Below are 19,434 nucleotides of genomic sequence, written 5' to 3'. Positions count from 1 at the left end.
TGAATTTTGTTTCTATAGAGAAAAACGCTCACCTTTACGACGTAGATTTATAGTAGGTCAACAGAAAGGGCCCGGCACCGGCCAGGCCCCTCCCACGGGTCCCTCCCCGGATCTAGAGGTTGTCCTGGGGTGAGTCCCCCCACTCCCCCTGACCTTCCCCCGGAGACGGGATCCTCGGCGTGGACGGGCTCCCCTCCCCGTCCTCCTCCGCCGGGCTGGCCCCCTCCCCCGGCTGGCCACCGGGGCTCTCCTGCGGCTCCGGGGGCGGCGCGGACCCCGGCATCTCCGGAGGCGGGAACTGCAGCATCCACCAGTACAACAACGACACCAGCAACAGGAGCAGCAGCAGGACCAGACCCAAGCCGCCGATCAGCCACCAGTTGCTCTCCCCCGCGGCCACCGCGCTGTCCCGCCGTCCGCTCCAGGGAGCCCACCGCACCGAGGACGCACCGCGCGAGCCCGCCCAGTGGGGCATCACGGTCGGGCCGCTCGCGGCCACCCGGCCCGACCGTGCCGCCGCCTCCAGGAAGTCCTGCGCCGAGGTGGGGCCCTCGTGGGGAACGGCCACCCACAGCGCCGAACGCCCGTGCGTGCGGGCCGCCACCACGTCGGAACCGGCGCGCACCGCCTCGGCGAAGCGCTCACGCGCCGTACCGTCACCGGCGGCGCCGGAGTCCAGGACCGCCACGCTCACCTGGTCCCCCGCACCGTCCTGACCCAGGTAGACCACGCCGAGGGAGGAGTCGCGCAGCCGTCCCAGCAACCGGTAGCCGCCCAGCTGGCGCGGATCGGCCTCGTTCAGCTCCATCGTGGGAACCGCCATGTCCTTCCCCTCTCTGCCCGCCCCGCCCGCCCGCTTCGCCGCGTTGTGTACCGGACCGGTGCCCGCGGAGCGGGTAGTGTCACCCACAGGTGAGGATCCACAACCTATCCGGTGCCCCCGCGTCGGGGCTCCCTGCTAGGAAGGCGGGACATGGCAGAGACCGGAAACGGCTCCGCGCCCTCCTCGGGCCCCGAGAGCGGCCCGGGTGAGCCGACCAGGCTGTTGCGCGCCGCACTGCACGAGGTATCCACGGTCATCGTGGGCCAGGAGCGCATGGTGGAGCGCTCCCTCATCGCCCTGGTCGCCAACGGCCACTGCCTGATCGAGGGCGTGCCCGGTATCGCCAAGACCCTGGCGGTCTCCACCCTGGCCCAGGTCACCGGCGGCTCCTTCGCCCGCGTGCAGTTCACACCGGACCTGGTGCCCTCCGACATCATCGGCACACGCATCTACCATCCCTCCACCGAGAAGTTCGACGTGGAGCTGGGCCCGGTCTTCGCCAACTTCGTACTCGCCGACGAGATCAACCGCGCCCCCGCCAAGGTGCAGTCGGCCCTGTTGGAGGTCATGGCCGAACGGCAGGTGTCCCTGGGCGGCACCACCTATCCCCTCCCCTCCCCCTTCATCGTCATCGCCACACAGAACCCGGTCGAGTCCGAGGGCGTCTACCCGCTGCCCGAGGCCCAGCGCGACCGGTTCCTGATGAAGGTCAACGTCGGCCACCCGCGCGCGCACGAGGAGATGGAGATCCTGCGCCGGATGTCGACCACCCCGCCCACCGCGCACCAGGTGCTCGACCCCGTCACCCTGGGCGAGCTGCAGTCCGACGCCCAGCGTGTGCACGTCCACCAGCTCATCGCCGACTACGTGGTGCGGCTGGTCATGGCCACCCGGGAGCCGGAGAACCACCAGATGCCGGACCTGCGCCAGATACTGGAGATCGGGGCCAGTCCCCGCGCCACCCTGGGGCTGGTCTCGGCGGCGCGGGCCCTGGCGCTGCTGCGCGGGCGCGACTACGTGCTGCCCGACGACGTGCGGGTACTCGCCCACGACATCATCGCCCACCGCCTGGTACTCACCTTCGACGCCCTGGCCGACGGGGTCACCGCGGAACAGGTGGTCGACCGCATCCTGTCGACCGTGCTCGCGCCGCGGGTGATCTGGGACGAGCCGCCCAGCGGGGAGACCGCCTCCTTCGCCTCCTCGAGGTGAGGGCCGTGACCACTCCCGCGATCGGTACCGATCCCCGCCTGCGCGCCGCACTGCGCCGTCTGGACCTGCGCATCGTGCACCGGCTGGAGGGGCTGCTGCACGGTGAGCACCTGGGGCTGCGCCTGGGCCCGGGCTCGGAGGCCGCCGAGGCCCGCGTGTACCAGCCGGGCGAGGACGACGTGCGGCACATGGACTGGTCGGTCACCGCCCGTACCACCACACCGCACGTGCGCGACCTGGTCGCCGACCGCGAGCTGGAGAGCTGGACCCTGCTGGACCTGTCGCCGAGCATGAACTTCGGCACGGGCCTGCGCTCCAAGCACGAGGTGGCGGTCGGCGCGATGGTGGCGGCCAACCTGCTCACCCAGCGTGTGGGCGACCGGTTCGGCGCCCACTTCCTACACCAGGGCAGGGTCCGGCGCTGGCCCGCCCGCTCGGGCAAGGAGGCGCTGCTGGCGCTGCTGGCCACGGTGGCCGCGGCACCGACCGGTGACGAGCGCGATCCCTCGCCGCACCAGGCCACCCTGGCCGACGCGCTGTCGGACCTGGTGCGCACCCGTCGCCGTCGCGGCCTGCGGGTGGTGATCTCCGACTTCCTGGACACGCCCGCCTTCGGCGGCGAGATCACCTGGGAGCGCCCGCTGAGGCAGCTGGCCACACGTCACCAGGTACTGGTGGTGGAGGTGGTCGACCCACGCGAACTGGACGTGCCCGATGTGGGCGACGTGACTCTGAGCGATCCCCGCACGGGCAGGGTGCGCGACATACGGCTGACCCGGGCGGTGCGCGAGCGCTACCGCCAGGCGGCCGCCGACCAGCGCGCGGCGGTGCGCGGCGCACTGCGCCGGTGCGGGGTCCACCACCTGTCGCTACGAACCGACCGGGACTGGGTACTGGATACGGCACGGTTCGTCATCCACCAGCGACGTACCGCGCACCATCTGGCCCGCCACACCCCAGGAACGCCCGGGTGAGCGAGGGGGCCACCATGGGACCGAACGAGGGTGCGGGCGCCGACCCGCGGGACAGAGCCTACGCAACGGGGGACTGAACGATGACCTTCCTGGAGCCCCAGCGGCTGTGGTGGCTGCTCCTCATCGTTCTGCTCATCGGGGCATACGTGTTCGCGCAGACCCAGCGGCGCGAGTACACGATGCGTTTCACCAACCTGTCGCTGCTGGACCAGGTGGCCCCACACCGCCCGGACGTGCGCAGGCACGTCCCGGCGGTGCTGTTCACGCTGGCTCTCGGAGCGCTCATCACCTCGATGGCGCTACCCGCGATGCCGGTGGAGCAGCCGCGTGAGCGGGCGACGATCATGGTGGCGGTGGACGTGTCGCTATCGATGGCGGCCACCGACATCGATCCCGACCGCCTGAACGCGGCCAAGGAGTCGGCGCAGGGGTTCGTGGAGACGCTGCCGGACCGGTTCAACGTGGGACTGGTGGCCTTCTCCTCGACGGCGACGGTGGTCTCCTCCCCCACCCACGACCACCAGGCGGTGATCGGGTCGATCGAGAACCTGCAACTGGGCCCGGGCACGGCGATCGGCGAGGGCGTGTTCGCCTCGCTGGAGGCGATCCGCAGCTTCGACGAGGAGGCCCAGGAGGACCCGCCCCCGTCGGCGGTGGTGCTCCTGTCGGACGGGGAGAACACCAGCGGACGTGACATCTCGCAGGCGGCGGCGGTGGCGGCCGAACAGGAGGTACCTGTGTCGGCGATCGCGTTCGGCACGGGCGCGGCGATGATCGAGATCGACGGCTACCAGGTGCCCGCGGACATCGACAAGGAGGCGCTGCGCGGCCTGGCCCAGGACACCGGCGGATACTTCTACGAGGCCGAGAGCGAGACGGAGCTCAACGAGGTCTACCGGAACATCGGCTCCTCGCTGGGTACCGAGGTGGTACACGAGGAGATTGTCACACGGTTCGTCCTGGTGGCGATCATACTGTCGATGGCCACGGCCGTGACGTCACTGCTGTGGTTCCAGCGGCTTCCGTGAGTCCGCGGGATCGGCCCCGGGCCGACCTCACCCCCCTTTTAGTGGCCTGGGTCACATACCTTTAGGTGGGGTTTACACCTTTTCCGTCATGTCCACGGGTTAGCGTTGGCATGTTTTGTCATGCCCATTCACTTGAGGAACGATGCCGAACACACCCGCAGCACCGACGGCGATCTGCTTCGACCTGGACGACACCCTCATCGACGATCTCGCCGCGTCGTCCACGGGGCTCCGCGCGGTCATGGAGCGGCTCGGTCACCCTGACTTCGGTGCCGCCCGCAGTCTGTGGGACGTACAGACCGAGCTCTCCTTCGGCTCCTACCTGCGCGGCCGACTGAGCCTGGAACAGCAGCGCCGCGAGCGCATCCGCGCCCTGGCCGTCCAGGCCGGACACGCCGACATCGCCGACCAGCACTGCGACGACCTCTACCGCCTCTACCTGGACGCGCACCGCTCGGCCTGGCAGGTCTTCCCCGACACGATCCCCGCCCTGAACGCCCTGGCGTCGGCCGGATACCGCCTGGCCGTGGTCACCAACGGCATCGAGGCCCTCCAGCACGCCAAACTGCAGGCCCTGGAGCTGGCCCCCTACTTCCACGCCGTGGTGTGCGCCGACACCGCCGGGACGGGCAAGCCCGACCCGCGCATCTTCCACACGGCCGCCCAGCGCCTGGGCGTGGACCCCACCGCCTGCTGGCACGTGGGCGACCAGATCCAGGCCGACGGTGTGGGGGCCGTGGCCGCGCGCATGCACCCGGTCATGGTCGACCGTCGAGGCCAGCAGCGCTTCGAGTCCGTGAGCACCGTCACCAACCTGGACGACCTGCTGCGCATGGTCGGCCTGCCCAGCGTGGCCCCCGCAGCGGGAACGCTGTGACCCCTCCCTCCCCCGGCGAACCGCAGCGGCGTGTCACCGCGCACCTGGTCACCGGGTCCACGGTGCTCGGCGGCCGCGTGCTGTTCGGACAGGACCCGGCGGAGGTGGTCCGCGACCTGGGCGGCCTGTCCCCGAACACGTCCCTGCGCGCCGTGGACGTGCTCACCGAGCTGGTGGAGGCACCCGACGGCACACCCCTGCACATCGACCGGGTGGTCTTCGCCGAGGCCGGGACCCGCGCCGCCTGGCCCTCGGCCGCCGCGGGAAGCGGGCTCTCCCCCTCCCCCACCGAACTGGCCGCCGGAGAGGACCTGCCCCAGGACCGCCCGCGGCTGCGCCGGTTCGCCTCCTACGGGATCGTCGACGGCCCCGACGGCCGCGTGCTGCTGAGCCGCATCGCCGAGGGCTTCCCCGGCGCCGGCACCTGGCACCTTCCGGGTGGCGGCGTGGACGCGGGCGAGGACGTGCGCGCCGCACTGCGGCGCGAGGTGGCCGAGGAGACCGGCCAGGACGGCCAGGTCGGCGACCTGCTCACCGTCTCCAGCCACCACCGGGGCCAGCCCGGCGGCCACGAGATCTACGCGGTGTGGGTGTTCTTCCACGTGTTCGTCGCCAGTCCGAGACCGGCCAGGGTGCTGGAGGAGAACGGCTCGACCGCCGACAGCGGCTGGTTCACCCCCGAGGAGGTGGCCGGGCTCCGGCTGTCCGCGACCGCTCAGCGCGGTCTGGCCTACATGGCACGGCACAGCCGCCCCTGAGGCGTCTCCGCCCCCCGGGGCCGGAGAGCACCCGTCACAGGCGTCAGAAGCGCAGGGCGAACCGCTCGCGCAGCCACCACAGGCCCGCGCCCAGCGCCAGGACGGCCATGCCGGTGATGACCGCGGGCAGAGGCAGGCTGCACGCCAGCACCACGCACCCGACCAGCCCGGTCAGGGGCACCACCAGGGGCGGGCGGGGTTCGTCGGCCCCCAGCCGCAGCGCCGAGGCGTTGGTGATGGCGTAGTACACCAGGACGCCGAAGGCGGAGAAGGCGATGGCGCCGCGCAGGTCGGTGAGCAGAACCAGGCCGATCACCAGTACGGCGACCAGCAGCTCGGCCCGGTGCGGTACCCCGAACCGTTCGTGGACGACCGCGAGGGAGCGGGGCAGGTGCCCGTCGGCGGCCATCGCGGCGGTGGTCCTGGAGACCCCCAGGACCAGGGAGAGCAGGGCGCCAAGGCTCGCCACGGCGGCGCCGGCGACCACGACCGGGGCCAGCCAGGAGAACCCGGCGACCTGGACGGCGTCGACCATCGGAGTGGTGGTGGTGGACAGGCGCTCGCGGCCCAGCACGATCAACAGGCCGGTACCGATGACCAGGTACAGCAGGAGGACCCCGCCCAGGGCCAGGGTGATGGCGCGGGGGATGGTGGTCTCGGGGTCGCGGACCTCACCGCCCAGGGTGGCCACGCGCGCGTACCCGGCGAAGGCGAAGAAGACCATCCCGGCGGCGCCCAGCACACCGAAGGAGCCGGGCCAGGGGCCCAGGCCCTCCACCTGGGCGACGGCCGCCAGCCGCCCGCTGAGGACCATCGCCACGATCGCGGCGGCCAGGACCGCCAGGACCACGACGAGGAGAACCTTGACCACCAGCGTGGAGCGCCGGACCCCCCGGTAGTTGAGCGCGGTGAGCGCGAGCACGGCGGCCGTCGCCACGGGCTTCTCCCAGCCCGGCAGGAGGTAGGCGGCGAAGGTCAGCGCCATGACCGCGCAGGAGGCGATCTTGCCGACGACGAAGGACCAGCCCGCCAGGTAGCCCCACAGCTCTCCCAGGCGCTCGCGCCCGTAGACGTAGGCGCCCCCGGACTCGGGGTGTCGGGCGGCGAGCCTGGCCGAGGAGACGGCGTTGCAGTAGGCGACGGTGCCCGCGATGAGGATGGCCACGGGCAGCCATGCGCCGGCGCCGAGCGCGGCCGGGGAGAAGACGGTGAACACTCCGGCGCCGAGCATCGCGCCCGCGCCGATGGCGACGGCGTCCACGGTGCCAAGGACACGGGCGGGTCCGGCCTGGGGTCCGGAAGAGGTGGGCAACGAGTCTCCTTGCGTGGGTGCTCCGGCGCGCACGCCGACGGTAGCGCGCCTTCCCCCGGACACCTCCGGTAAAAGCGCGGCGCCACCTCGGACCGTGGCGGTGGACCTGGTGTGCCGGCTGACGCACACTCCCCGGCACGGCCTGGGCGGGCACGGCGGCGTTGCGGCCCCTCCGAGCCGCAACGGCCCCTCCGCCTCCCGGCGGTGGCCGCGCCCGACTTCCGAGTGTGCCCGATCCCGGTGACCGGCGAGCGCAAACGACTCATGGCGAAGGTGACCACTTCCGGTCCGCACGGTGTCGGCGCGGTGCCCCGCATCCCAACGCCCGAGCCCATACCAAGGGCCCGGACCGAAAACCGGTCCGGGCCCAGGCGCTCGGGCGGCCCGCGTGAGGCGAGGGCAGCGGCTCCCACCGCTCAGGTGGGCCGCCACGGGAGGCCGCTGTGGTCGTTGATGTCCTCGGCCGCGACCTGGCGGAGCTGGCGCGAGAGGTCGGACAGGGCGCGAGAGACCGCGAGCTCCTCCCCGATCTCGGGCACGTCCAGGTCCGTGGGGTGCTTGCGGGCCATCCCGTGCCCCCTCAACGCCGTCCCGTCGTCGGCGACCAGGCCCACCTCCGCCCAGGTCCGCGCGCTGTCGCCCTCACTCTCCTCGGCGACGACGACATCGACGTTCCAACGCTTCATCGTCTGCATGGCATCGGCCCCCTCCGCGTCCGCGCCCGTACCACCGGGCGGGTGTTCCACGTGTGCGTCCGGCCCCGGGTAGATCAGGGCGTCGTGTCCCTTCTCCGCGTCGGACCAGTGCACCTGGTACGGAGGCGACCCTCCGACCCCCCGGACCCCGGTGACGACGCCCGTCCTGCGGTGGGTGTCGGCACGCGGACTCTCGACTACCAGTCGGTCTCCTACCTGTGCTCGCATGGGTTCTCCCACAAACGTCGGATACCTCCATCTTCGCCACTCCGGACGCCCGGGTCCTGGGGATTGGAGATTTCGTTCCTGGGGGAACACGAGGTTTTTGCCCGGTACGGCGCCCCGCTCGGGCCCTGGTAGCGTCACGGCGTGGCCCAGCACTACTTCGACTCCGATCCGGGCGCCGCCAGCCGCCCCTCCACCGCCGACCTGGTTCTGCCGGACCTGCACCTGCGGCTGCGCACCGACCGGGGCGTGTTCTCCCCCGACAAGGTCGACCTCGGCACACGGGTGCTGCTGGAGACGGTCCCGGCGCCGCCCGCCCGGGGGCGCCTGCTCGACCTGGGCTGCGGTTACGGCCCCATCGCCCTGACGATGGCCTCGCGCGCCCCGGGAGCACGGGTACTGGGCGTGGACGTCAACACCCGCGCCGTGGACCTGGCCCGGCGCAACGCCGCCGAGCACGGGTTGGACAACGCGCGCTTCGCGGTGGTGGGACCCGAGGGCGCCCCGGCCGTGGACGAAGCGGCGCGGAACGGCGGGGACGGCACTGCGGCGCCCACGGCCCGAAACCTGCTCGGCCCCTTCGACGCGGTGTGGTCCAATCCGCCCATCCGTGTGGGCAAGGACGTGCTGCACGCGATGCTGCGCACCTGGCTGGGGCGGCTCACCCCCGAGGGCGTGGCCCACCTGGTGGTACAGCGCCACCTGGGCTCGGACTCACTGCAGAAGTGGCTGGACGCACAGGGGCTGCCCGCCGAGCGCGTGGCCTCACGGGCGGGCTTCCGGGTGCTGGCGGTACGGCGTTCCGGGGCTTGAGTCACCCTTTGCCTGGATGTGCCAGGGTCACCGCGTGCACGCACACGCGGTGACCGATACTCTGTGGCGGACAACCGCCCAGCCGGGACCAGCCCGGACACACCCGTCGAGGAACACACCGCAGTTGAGCACGCAGTTGCGTCCTACGGACGTCAAACGCCTGAACCGCCAGTGGCGCAGGCGCACCGAGGGGCGTCTCGCCCTTCTCGTCGAATCGGTCACCCAGCCCTTCAACCTGGGGTCGATCCTGCGCACCTGCGCGACCTTCGGCGTCGACCACCTCTGGCTCACGGGCAACAGCGCCGACCCCGACGACTCCAAGGTCGGCAAGACCGCCCTGGGCACCGCCACGAAGGTGGAGCACACACGGCTGTCCTCCACCCCCGAGGCCCTGGCCGCCGCGCGCGACGACGGGTACAAGGTGGTGGCGGTCGAGCTGGCCGGCGGCGCCGTACCGCTGCACGCCGCCCCGCTGGAGCCCGACGTGTGCCTGGCCGTGGGCGCCGAGGACCACGGCTGCTCCCCCGCGCTCCTGGCGGGCGCGGACGCCATCACCTACATTCCGCAGATCGGACGGGTGGGATCGCTGAACGTGGCCGTGGCCACCGCGATCGCGCTCGCCGAGGCCCGCCGCCGTGAGTGGGCCTCCTTCGGCGGGGAGACCGACGCCCCCGTCGGGAACTGAGCACGCGGGGAACTTTCTCCCGCGGTTCTTCGTCCCTATCTCCAGAACAGGCCACTCCTGTCACACCGTCAACGCGCACAAGGCGCAGAGAGAGGAACAGTGGACCCGTCCCGAAGTACCGGCAGCATCCACACAGGATGCTGCGACCCAGACGACGAGCCCCCTTCTACGAGGGGCGCGCACCTTCGTAGGAACCATGCCGCGAAGCGGTCCCAGGCGGTGCGTGCCCGATGATGAGCACCGTTCTCAGTATCGCCCTCGGGGCTCTGGTGGTCTTCCTGATCACCGTGGCGACGGGATACTTCGTCGCCCAGGAATTCGGCTTCATGGCCGTGGACCGCTCGCGCCTGCGGGCGCGGGCCGCAGCCGGTGACACCGGGGCCAAGCGGGCCCTGGGCATCACCAGACGCACGTCCTTCATGCTCTCCGGCGCCCAACTGGGCATCACCGTGACCGGGCTGCTGGTCGGTTACGTGGCCGAACCCATGATCGGCCAGGGCGTCGGCGAACTCCTCGGTGTCGTCGGGGTCCCCGCGGGGACCGGCGTGGCCGTGGGAACCGTCCTCGCGCTGCTGTTCTCCACCATCGTGCAGATGGTCTTCGGCGAGCTCTTCCCCAAGAACCTGGCCATCGCCCGGCCCGAGCCGGTGGCGCGCTGGCTGGCGCTGTCCACCAGGATCTACCTGAGGATCTTCGGCCCGGTCATCTGGCTGTTCGACCAGGCCGCGAACCTGCTGCTCAGGGCAGTGCGGATCGAGCCGGTGGAGGACGTCCAGCACGCGGCGACACCGCGCGACCTGGAGAGCATCATCGCCGAGTCCCGGGAGAGCGGTGACCTGCCCGCAGAGCTGTCCACGCTGCTGGACCGCACCCTGGACTTCCACGACCGCACCGCCGAACACGCGATGATCCCGCGCCCCGAGGTGACCACCGTGGAGGAGGGCGACCCGGTCAGCCGGGTCGTGGAGCTGATGGCCTCCGACCACTCGCGCTTCCCGGTCCTGGGCGACGGCGTGGACGACATCGTCGGCGTCATCTGCCTGCGCGACGTGCTCGCACTGGGCGATCGCCGCCTGTCCGACGTCAAGGTCAGCGAAGTGGCCCGGGAGACGGTGATGGTGCCCGTGTCACTGCCGCTGCCGGTACTGCTGAACCGGCTGCGCGAGGCGAACGAGGAGTTCGCCTGCGTCGTGGACGAGTACGGCGGGCTGGCCGGGGTCATCACGACCGAGGACCTGGCCGAGGAGCTGGTCGGCGAGATCGCCGACGAGCACACCCCGGAGGAGGAGTCGCCCGCCTACCTGGAGGGCGAGGGCTCCTACCTGGTCCCGGGCGCGCTGCACATCGACGAGGTCGAGCGGCTGATCGGCCACGACCTGCCCCCGGGCGACTACGAGACCGTGGGCGGGCTGGTCATCCACGAGCTCCACCGGCTGCCCGAGGTGGGCGACCGGACCCAGGTCAGCCTGCCCCGCCCGAACAGCGCGCACGAGGAAGACCCCGACATGGCGCTGACCCTGACCGTCAACACCGTGCACAGGCACGTTCCGCACACGGTGGAGCTGCACCTGTGCGAGGCGGCCGAGAGCGGAACGGAGGTGCACGCGTGAGCGACATGAACGTGTGGCTGGCGCTGGTGCTGACCGCGGCCATCATCGTGTTGAGCGCGTTCTTCGTGGCCATCGAGTTCGCGCTGGTGGCGGCCCGCCGCTACCGGCTGGAGGAGGCCGCGGAGACGAGCGTTTCGGCGCGGGCGGCCCTGCGCAGCGCGCGCGACCTGTCACTGCTCCTGGCCGGCTCGCAGCTGGGCATCACGCTGTGCACGCTGGCGCTGGGCGCGATCTCCAAGCCCGCCGTCCACCACCTGCTGGAGCCCCTGTTCGCGGGTCTGCCGCACGCGGTGTCGACGGTGGCCTCGTTCGTGCTCTCACTGGTCATCGTGACGTTCCTGCACCTGGTCGTGGGTGAGATGGCGCCCAAGTCCTGGGCGATCTCGCACCCGGAGAAGTCGGCGACCATGCTGGCCGTACCGATGCGGGCCTTCATGTGGCTCACCCGGCCGCTGCTGCTGATGCTGAACGGCATGGCCAACTGGTGCCTGCACCGCTTCGGTGTGAACGCCGTGGACGAGATGTCGGCCGGGCACGGTCCCGACGACGTGCGCGAACTGGTGGAGCACTCGGCCAAGGCCGGGGCGCTGGACGCCGAACGGCGCGACCAGCTGGCCACCGCGCTGGAGGTCAACTCACGTCCGCTGGACGAGATCGTCACCCGGCGCGAGGAGATCGCCTCGGTGGCCCCCGACGCGGACGTGGAGGAGATCAAGCGCGTGTCGCGGGAGTCCACGCACCTGCGCCTGGTGGTGATGGAGCTGGGCGAGCCGGTGGGCGTGCTGCACGTGCGTGAGGCGCTGACGGACGCGCAGGGCACGACGGCGGCCGACCTGATGCGCCCGGTGCTCACCCTGCCCTCGCAGACGCCGATGTACGCGGCGATGAGCATCATGCGCGATAGCCGCAGCCACCTGTCCCTGGTGGAGGCGGACGGAGAGGTGATCGGCCTGGTCACCTTCCAGGACATCCTGGACCGCCTGCTGCTGCTGGAGGCGGCCGTCTGAGGCCTCTCCGCGAGGCCGTGACGCGAGGGGGAGGGCGCGCACCGCGCGCCCTCCCCCTCCGCTCTGGTGGTGCCTAGGCGGTCTTGGCCGCCAGGTTCACCTCGATGTTGCCGCGCGTGGCGCGGGAGTAGGGGCACATCTGGTGGGCGCCCTGGACCAGCTCGTCGGCCTTGGCCTGGTCCACGCCCGGGATGGTGACGGTGAGCGTGACGGACAGGTCCAGGCCGTCGTCGGACTTGCCGATGCTGACCTGGGCCTCGACGGTGGAGTCTTCGACGCTGGTTCCGTCCTTGCGGGCGGTCGCCTTGAGCGCGCCGTGGAAGCAAGCGCCGTAGCCGACGGCGAAGAGCTGCTCGGGGTTGGTGCCGACACCGTCGTCGCCGCCCATGCCCTTGGGTACGGACAGGTCGACCTCCAGGCGGCCGTCGTCGGTCCTTCCGGTGCCCTTGCGGCCCTCGCCGGTGACGGTGGCGTTGGCCGTGTACATCTCTTCGTATGCCATGTTTGCCTTTCTCGTTGACGACACGTGGTCGCTGTGGTTGGGACGGTTGGGTCCGGGAGGCGGCCTCAACAGGAGAGGTGCCTGTTGGAGACCGTCTCCACCGAACGTGTGATCTGGCCGAGCGCGTCCCGCAGCTCCGCCGCCCGGTCCGGGGAGAGGTCGGCGGCGCACAGGACGCGGTCGGGGACCCCCTCGGCGCGTGCCCGCAGCTCCTCGCCCTCGCGCGTGACCGAGACCTCCACGACGCGCTCGTCGGTGGCGCTGCGTTCACGGGTCAGCAGTCCGGCGCCCTCCAGGCGTCGCAGCAGCGGCGAGAGCGTTCCCGAGTCCAGGTGCAGGGCGCGGCTGAGCTCCTTGACGGTGAGTGTCCCGCGTTCCCAGAGCACGAGCATGACCAGGTACTGCGGGTAGGTCAGCCCCAGGTCCCCCAGCAGCTCCCGGTACAGCCCGGTCAGGGCCCGGGAGGCCGCGTAGAGGGAGAAGCACAGCTGATTGTCCAGGGCGAGGGGGTTGTCCCCTTCCGCTTCGGCCACGGTGTTCCCTCCCACGCGTACGGGACCGCCGGTCGGGCACCACCGTAACAGAATTTGATTGGGTCCAACATGATGGCGCACAATTTTTTTGTGCGCCGCCCCGTGCCCGCACCCCTCACCAGGGCCCGGGCACCGCGTGCTCACAGGAAGCTGACCCCCTGGGCCAGCGGCAGCTCGCCACCGTAGTTGACCGTGTTGGTCGCCCGGCGCATGTAGGCCTTCCACGCGTCCGAACCCGACTCGCGGCCGCCGCCGGTGTCCTTCTCCCCGCCGAAGGCGCCGCCGATCTCCGCGCCGGAGGTACCGATGTTGACGTTGACGATCCCGCAGTCGGAGCCGGCCGCGGCCAGGAACCGCTCGGACTCGGCCTGGTCCTGGGTGAAGATCGCCGACGACAGGCCCTGGGGCACGCCGTTGTGCATCCGTACGGCCTCCTCCAGGGTGCTGTAGGCCATCACGTACAGGATCGGCGCGAAGGTCTCCTCCCGCACCACCCCGGTCTGCTCGGGCATGCGCACCACCGCGGGCTCGACGTAGTAGGCCTCGGCGGCCTCCTCCGCCAGGCGCCGCCCACCGCCGACGAGCACCTCTCCGCCGTCGGCCCCGGCGCGCTCCAGCGCCTCGCGCATGGCCGTGTACCCGCGCTCACCCACCAGCGGACCCACCAGGGTGGACTCCTCGAAAGGGTCGCCGATCCGGTCGCGCAGCTGCTTGTAGGCGTCCACGACGCGCCGGGTGACCTCCTCGACCACGTCCTCGTGCACGATGAGGCGGCGCAGGGTCGTGCAGCGCTGGCCCGCGGTACCGGCGGCCGAGAAGACACTGCCGCGCACCACCAGGTCCAGATCCGCCGACGGAGCGACCACCGCCGCGTTGTTACCCCCCAGCTCCAGCAGGTAGCGGCCCATGCGGGCGGCCACCCTGGGCGCGACCTCGCGCCCCATCGCGGTCGAACCGGTCGCCGACAGCAGCGACACGCGGTGGTCCTCCACCAGGGCCTCTCCGACCTCCCGTCCCCCCAGCACCACCTGGTGGACGTCCGGGGGCGCGCCGACGTCGTCCGCCGCGCGCATGAGCAGGCCGTGGCAGGCCAGCGCGGTCAGCGGGGTCAGCTCCGAGGGCTTCCACACCACGGTGTCGCCGCACACCAGGGCCACGCACGTGTTCCACGACCACACGGCCACCGGGAAGTTGAACGCGGTGATCACACCGACCACGCCCAATGGATGCCAGGTCTCCATGAGGCGGTGGCCGGGCCGCTCGGAGGGCATGGTGCGCCCGTACAGCTGCCGGGACATACCCACGGCCAGATCGCAGATGTCGATCATCTCCTGGACCTCGCCCAGGGCCTCGGAGCGGATCTTGCCCGCCTCGAGGGTCACCAGCTCGGCCAGGTCGCCCTTGTGCTCGCGCAGCAGCTCACCGAGCCGGTGGACGAGCCGCCCGCGCACGGGGGCGGGAGTGTCACGCCAGGAGGAGGAGAAGGTCTCGTGGGCCGTGGTGACGGCCCGCTCGACGGAGGCGGCGTCGTCGTGGCCGAGGGGGAAGAGCTCCTGCCCGGTGATGGGCGTCCTGGCCGCACCGGCGGATCCGGCCGGCTCACGCGGCCGGTCGAGGCCGCACCGGTCCAGGGCGGCCCGCGCGCGCTCGGCGAGGACCTCGGTGTCGGGAAGGGCGAAGGTGCGCATGTGTTTCTCTCTCCGTTGAGAGGGGCCAGCGGTCACTACACACACTGCCAAGTCCGGACCCCGCGGTCCACCCCGGCGTCTATCCCCGGCTCCGGTCCCCGCATCACGCCGCACTCCCCCGGAGCAGTTCGAGCCGTGCCCCGGCGCGGGCCCGCGCCGGGGCACGGCTCGAACCCGCACTCTCTCCCGGAGGGCGTGCCCCCGGCCATGGGCTCCCCGGCCCCGGCGGGTGTTCGATTGGTAGGATCGAACAGCCGGGGTCACGGAACGTGGCCGCGCCCGTCCGGCGAACCACGCATCCCGGTCGTCCCACCCGCACCTTGGCGAGCACGACAGCCCCCGTGACCCCAGGACCTGCCCAACAGAGACACGCGTCGCGAAAAGACGGCGTTCGCTGAGAAAACACAACAGTTGGCGACCCCTTGCCCCACCACACCACCCCCGAAGAGGAGCGCGCCGGTCTCCCCGGACCGCGCGCGATCCTGACCCGTTCCGGCTTCCACGCCGCCGACCCCCTGTTCAGCGCCGGCCTGCGGGCGAGCGACGACCTCTCCCAGGCCCGGGAAGTGGTCGCCGCACACGCGTCCCGGCTGTGGACGGAGGCCGCCCGGGACGGAACCGACGACCGCCCCCTGTACTGGGCACGGCTGGTGCTGGCCGCCAGGCTGCGTTCCTGGCAGCCGGACTTCCCCCTCTCCGACGCCGAGCGCGCCGATCTGCTGCACCTGCTGGAGACCGGCTCCCGCGGTATGGCCGACCTCGACTTCCCACCCGGTGACCGGTGGGTCCGGGTGATCGTGACCGGCTTCGACCCCTTCGAACTGGACGGGAACCCGGAGCGCTCCAACCCCTCCGGTGCGGCGGCGCTGGACCTGAACGGGTGGACCTTCCCCGTGGGCGTGCGCACGGCCGTGGTACGCACCGCCGTGTTCCCGGTGCGCTGGGACGACTTCGACGCGGGTCTGGTGGAGGAGGCGCTGGCCGGCTGGTACGGGCGCGTGGACGCGGTCGTGACGCTCAGCCGCGGACGGCCGGGGCGCTTCGACCTGGAGGTGTGGAACGGCGCCTGGCGCGGAGGCTGCGAGGACAACCTGGACGTGTCGCGCACGGGGAAGGTCGCCCTGCCGGACGCCCCGGAGTGGACGCGCTCCTCGCTGCCCCACGAGCGGATCGTGGAGGCGGCGGACCAGAGCCCCTACCCGGTGGTGGTCAACACCGAGGTGGCCGAGGTCCCGGCGGACGGCGGTGGCACGGTGGAACGCCCGGACGGTCCCACCCGGGGTTCGACCGCACGCTCCGGGGGCGGCGGGGACTACCTGTCCAACGAGATCGCCTACCGCAACACCCTGCTGCGGGACAGGTCAGGTCAGCGGGTCCCGGCCGGGCACGTACACCTGCCCATGGCGGGGGACCCGGAACCGGGGGAGAACGCCGAGATCCTGGCCCAGGTGCGCCTGGTCGTGGCGGCCGTGGCCGCCGCCGCGGCGCAGGAGGGGGAGCGGAACAGCACCGAGGCGAAGGAATAGGCCCCTCCCCGCGACCCCGGCGGGCCCGGGACCGCTCGGTGTCCGCCGCGGATCACGGACGGAGTCCCCCCACGCCCCCGTTCGACGCAGAGTCACCGTGTTACCGCGAAGTGATTCACACATGGGCGGGCTGCTCGGATATGGTCCCCTCGTGGCTCTCACCTCTCTGCGACGAAAAATCTCCGTCAGCGCCGCCCTTGGCCTGCTCCTGGTCCCGGGCTGCCATTCCGCGGAACAGGCCCTGCCCTACGCCGAGGCGGTCCGGACCTCCCCCGACGACATGGTCGGGCTACGGGCACGGACGGTGACGGTGGCCACCGACCACAGCGTGGTGAGCTACCGCTACCCGATGCTGGGCGGCGCCCATCCGCTGACGGTGGAGACGCGTACCCGCATGGCCCAGCGGCAGACCGCCTTCCTGGAGGAGATCCCGGACCGGGGCACACCCGAACTGCACCAGGACGTGACCATCCTGGCCGCCTCCCCCGACGTGGTGGGCGCACGGCTGACCGTGACCACCTCGGCCGGGATGGGCGAGACCTTCGAGGCCGGCACTCTGTGGTACGACTCCCAGAGCGGCGAGGTACTGCCGTGGACGTCGCTGTTCCGCGACGAGGAGGCGATCCAGCGGGCCCACCTGGCGCTCGCAGAGATGCTGGAGGAGGGGTACAACATCCCCACTCAGCAACTGCCCGGGCTGGTCGGCGATGTCGCCCAGGGCGGTGGGGGGACGTACGGCGCGACGGCCGGGGCCGAGGTCCCCGACGACGACACACCCTCGGACGGCCCGATCGACGAGGGGGACGAGAAGAGCGAAGGGCCCGACCTGACCGATCCCGAGCGGGCCCACGCGGCCGCCGAGCGCTGGGCGGGCTCACCGCTGGAGGACACGGCCTTCAGCACGGCCGGCGGCCTGGCCGTGCGGATGGATCCCGAGGAGGTGCCCGCGGCGGGCCGGGTCGACGAGGTGCTGGTGCCCGTGGAATCCGAGGACACCGAGGGACTGCTGTCCGAACTGGGCTACCAGGCCCGGGAGGCGGCACTGTCGGGAAACAACGCCGACGACGCCCTGCCGCTGGGCGAGGAGCTCAGCGCCCAGGGGCACACCCTGGACTGCGTGCGGCTCAAGTGCGTGGCGCTGACCTTCGACGACGGACCCGGCGAGCACACCGACACGCTGCTGGACATCCTGGAGACGTACGACGCCCAAGCCACCTTCTACGTCCTGGGATCGCTGGTGAACGAGTTCCCCGACCCGGTGCGGCGGATGGCCGAGGAGGGCCACGAACTGGGCAACCACACCTGGAAGCACGACGACCTGGCACAGATGTCGGGCACCGAGATCCGCAAGGACATCAAACGCACCAACGAGGCCGTGCGCGAGCTGACCGGCTTCTCTCCCCCGACCATCCGGCCGCCCTACGGATCACTGGACGGGACGGTGCGCCGGTCGGTGGACCAGCCGTTCGTCCTGTGGGACGTGGACACACTGGACTGGCAGAGCCGCGACAGCGACGCCGTCAGCGAGCACACGCTGACCCACACCGTGCCCGGCAGCGTGGTGCTCTTCCACGACATCCACGAGACGTCGGTACAGGCGATCCCGGCGGTCCTGGCCGGACTCCACCGGCAGGGCTACCACTTCGTCACGGTCACCGACGTCTTCGGGGCCCCGGGCCTGGAGCCGGGCGACGTGTACACCGACGCCCGAGTGTCCTGACACCGCCTCCCCGAGGACCCGCCCCGCTCCGGCGGCGCACGGGGGCAGGGCCCGGGTCCCCCCACGGATCCGGAAGGGCGCCGCCGCGGGAAGAACCGTTCCCCGGCGAAGGCACAGAGGAATTCGCCGCCCGAAGGCGGGAACACGGAGGAGAATCGACACCTCCGGCGGAGACAGTGGGATAGATTGCGTTTTCGGGGACAGGAGAACCCCTTTCGCAAACCATTCCAAAAAGGAAAAATCCCCTTTTTCCATTAATCCGCACACATTCCCGCACGGAGGCACGAGAAGTGGCACCAGCGAAAACCGAGGCCGAGGAAGAGCAGGGAACCGCCCCCAGGGGAACCATCGTCAACTGGATCACCTCGACTGATCACAAGATCATCGGGTACATGTACATCATCACCGCCTTCACCTTCTTCCTCATCGGTGGCATCATGGCGGTGCTCATGCGCGCCGAGCTGTTCTTCCCGGGCACGCAGGTCATGTCCAACGATCAATTCAACACAATGTTCACCATGCACGGCACGATCATGCTGCTGATGTTCGCGACCCCGCTGTTCATCGGTTTCGGCAACGTCATCATGCCGCTGCAGATCGGCGCCCCCGACGTGGCCTTCCCCAGGATGAACCTGTTCAGCTACTACCTGTTCCTGTTCGGCAGCCTCATCGCCCTCAGCGGGTTCCTCACCCCCGGCGGCGCGGCCGACTTCGGCTGGTTCGCCTACACGCCGCTCTCGGGACCGGTCCGCTCCCCGGGGCTGGGCGGGGACCTGTGGGCCCTTGGCCTGATCGTCTCCGGTCTGGGCACGATCCTGGGCGCGGTCAACTTCATCACCACCGGGCTGTGCATGCGCGCGCCCGGCATGACGATGTTCCGCATGCCGATCTTCACCTGGAACATCCTGCTCACCAGTGTTCTGGTGCTCATCGCGTTCCCGGTGCTGACCGCGGCCCTGATCGCCCTGGCCGCCGACCGCATCGTCGGCACACAGGTCTACCACCCCGAGCACGGCGGGACGATCCTGTGGCAGCACCTGTTCTGGTTCTTCGGCCACCCCGAGGTCTACATCATCGCGCTGCCCTTCTTCGGCATCGTGACCGAGGTGCTGCCGGTGTTCAGCCGCAAGCCGATCTTCGGCTACAAGGGCCTGGTCGCGGCGACGATCGCCATCACGGGCCTGTCGGTGACGGTGTGGGCACACCACATGTTCCCCACCGGCGCGGTGCTGCTGCCCTTCTTCGCCTTCATGAGCTTCCTCATCGCGGTGCCCACCGGGGTGAAGTTCTTCAACTGGGTCGGCACGATGTGGCGGGGCCAGATCACCTTCGAGACGCCGATGCTCTTCTCCATCGGGTTCCTGGTGACCTTCCTCTTCGGCGGTCTGACCGGTGTGCTGCTGGCCTCGCCGCCCATCGACTTCCACGTCACCGACTCCTACTTCG

18 protein-coding genes are annotated in these 19,434 nt (G+C 71.1%); 12 read left to right on the top strand and 6 right to left on the bottom strand.

Going from position 1 to position 19,434, the window contains the following annotated elements; translation table 11 throughout:
• Positions 1-112 precede the first annotated feature (112 nt).
• Positions 113-823 (bottom strand): hypothetical protein, encoded by a 711-nt coding sequence (locus FYX01_RS24175; protein WP_150245560.1) that lies wholly within the window; start codon positions 821-823, stop codon positions 113-115.
• A 150-nt stretch (positions 824-973) separates the two neighbouring features.
• On the opposite strand from FYX01_RS24175, the gene FYX01_RS24170 reads away from it, so the two are divergent.
• The 5 genes from FYX01_RS24170 (at position 974) to FYX01_RS24150 (ending at position 5,672) form a co-directional block, all read left to right on the top strand.
• Positions 974-2,035, top strand: a complete 1,062-nt coding sequence (locus FYX01_RS24170; RefSeq protein ID WP_150245557.1) for an AAA family ATPase — start codon at positions 974-976, stop codon at positions 2,033-2,035.
• A 5-nt stretch (positions 2,036-2,040) separates the two neighbouring features.
• Positions 2,041-3,009 (top strand): DUF58 domain-containing protein, encoded by a 969-nt coding sequence (locus tag FYX01_RS24165; RefSeq protein WP_150245555.1) that lies wholly within the window; start codon positions 2,041-2,043, stop codon positions 3,007-3,009.
• 80 nt (positions 3,010-3,089) lie between these two features.
• Positions 3,090-4,037, top strand: coding sequence for a VWA domain-containing protein (locus tag FYX01_RS24160; protein WP_150245550.1), 948 nt, complete (start codon positions 3,090-3,092; stop codon positions 4,035-4,037).
• 142 nt (positions 4,038-4,179) lie between these two features.
• Positions 4,180-4,914, top strand: coding sequence for an HAD family hydrolase (locus tag FYX01_RS24155; protein WP_150245547.1), 735 nt, complete (start codon positions 4,180-4,182; stop codon positions 4,912-4,914).
• Positions 4,911-5,672 carry an NUDIX hydrolase gene (locus FYX01_RS24150; RefSeq protein ID WP_150245544.1) on the top strand — a complete coding sequence of 254 codons (762 nt, stop codon included), beginning with the start codon at positions 4,911-4,913 and terminating at the stop codon, positions 5,670-5,672. Before FYX01_RS24155 ends, FYX01_RS24150 begins: the two co-directional genes overlap by 4 nt.
• Before the next feature lie 43 nt (positions 5,673-5,715).
• Here the strand turns inward: FYX01_RS24150 and FYX01_RS24145 are convergent, their stop codons facing one another.
• Together FYX01_RS24145 and FYX01_RS24140 are read right to left on the bottom strand one after the other, a co-directional pair.
• Positions 5,716-6,984: an APC family permease gene (locus FYX01_RS24145; protein WP_150245541.1), complete on the bottom strand. Its 1,269-nt coding sequence runs from the start codon at positions 6,982-6,984 to the stop codon at positions 5,716-5,718.
• A 416-nt stretch (positions 6,985-7,400) separates the two neighbouring features.
• Entirely contained in the window at positions 7,401-7,907 is a 507-nt protein-coding gene (locus tag FYX01_RS24140) for a dsRBD fold-containing protein (RefSeq protein WP_150245538.1), read from the bottom strand.
• A 141-nt stretch (positions 7,908-8,048) separates the two neighbouring features.
• Between FYX01_RS24140 and FYX01_RS24135 the strand changes: the two genes are divergently transcribed.
• From FYX01_RS24135 to FYX01_RS24120, 4 genes are all read left to right on the top strand, one after another.
• On the top strand, positions 8,049-8,717 hold the full coding sequence (locus FYX01_RS24135) for a class I SAM-dependent methyltransferase (RefSeq protein ID WP_150245535.1): 669 nt from the start codon (positions 8,049-8,051) through the stop codon (positions 8,715-8,717).
• A gap of 124 nt (positions 8,718-8,841) precedes the next feature.
• Complete coding sequence (locus tag FYX01_RS24130; RefSeq protein ID WP_150245532.1) at positions 8,842-9,402, top strand: TrmH family RNA methyltransferase; 561 nt, start codon at positions 8,842-8,844, stop codon at positions 9,400-9,402.
• Between the two features lie 230 nt (positions 9,403-9,632).
• The gene (locus FYX01_RS24125) at positions 9,633-11,012 is read left to right on the top strand and encodes a hemolysin family protein (RefSeq protein WP_150245529.1); all 1,380 of its coding nucleotides are present in this window, start codon (positions 9,633-9,635) and stop codon (positions 11,010-11,012) included.
• A complete protein-coding gene (locus FYX01_RS24120; protein ID WP_150245526.1) occupies positions 11,009-12,019 on the top strand; it encodes a hemolysin family protein in 1,011 nt (336 codons plus the stop codon). Before FYX01_RS24125 ends, FYX01_RS24120 begins: the two co-directional genes overlap by 4 nt.
• 73 nt (positions 12,020-12,092) lie before the next feature.
• Here FYX01_RS24120 and FYX01_RS24115 read toward each other — a convergent pair whose 3' ends face one another.
• The 3 genes from FYX01_RS24115 to amaB all read right to left on the bottom strand — a co-directional run bounded on the left by FYX01_RS24115 (position 12,093) and on the right by amaB (position 14,742).
• Entirely contained in the window at positions 12,093-12,521 is a 429-nt protein-coding gene (locus FYX01_RS24115; RefSeq protein ID WP_150245523.1) for an organic hydroperoxide resistance protein, read from the bottom strand.
• A gap of 65 nt (positions 12,522-12,586) precedes the next feature.
• On the bottom strand, positions 12,587-13,054 hold the full coding sequence (locus FYX01_RS24110) for a MarR family winged helix-turn-helix transcriptional regulator (protein WP_150245519.1): 468 nt from the start codon (positions 13,052-13,054) through the stop codon (positions 12,587-12,589).
• A 140-nt stretch (positions 13,055-13,194) separates the two neighbouring features.
• Complete coding sequence (amaB, locus tag FYX01_RS24105) at positions 13,195-14,742, bottom strand: L-piperidine-6-carboxylate dehydrogenase (RefSeq protein ID WP_150245515.1); 1,548 nt, start codon at positions 14,740-14,742, stop codon at positions 13,195-13,197.
• 422 nt (positions 14,743-15,164) lie between these two features.
• On the opposite strand from amaB, the gene FYX01_RS24100 reads away from it, so the two are divergent.
• From FYX01_RS24100 to FYX01_RS24090, 3 genes are all read left to right on the top strand, one after another.
• A complete protein-coding gene (locus FYX01_RS24100) occupies positions 15,165-16,268 on the top strand; it encodes a pyroglutamyl peptidase (RefSeq protein ID WP_150245512.1) in 1,104 nt (367 codons plus the stop codon).
• A 121-nt stretch (positions 16,269-16,389) separates the two neighbouring features.
• On the top strand, positions 16,390-17,988 hold the full coding sequence (locus FYX01_RS24095; RefSeq protein ID WP_150245509.1) for a polysaccharide deacetylase family protein: 1,599 nt from the start codon (positions 16,390-16,392) through the stop codon (positions 17,986-17,988).
• 290 nt (positions 17,989-18,278) lie between these two features.
• Positions 18,279-19,434: cbb3-type cytochrome c oxidase subunit I (locus FYX01_RS24090; RefSeq protein ID WP_150245506.1), on the top strand; the 1,156-nt coding region annotated here is incomplete at its 3' end.

It is taken from the genome of Nocardiopsis quinghaiensis (assembly GCF_008638365.1).
GTDB classification, from domain to species: Bacteria; Actinomycetota; Actinomycetes; order Streptosporangiales; family Streptosporangiaceae; genus Nocardiopsis; species Nocardiopsis quinghaiensis.
Note: the sequence above shows the minus strand (reverse complement) of the source record. Positions and strands in the feature narration are given on the sequence as shown.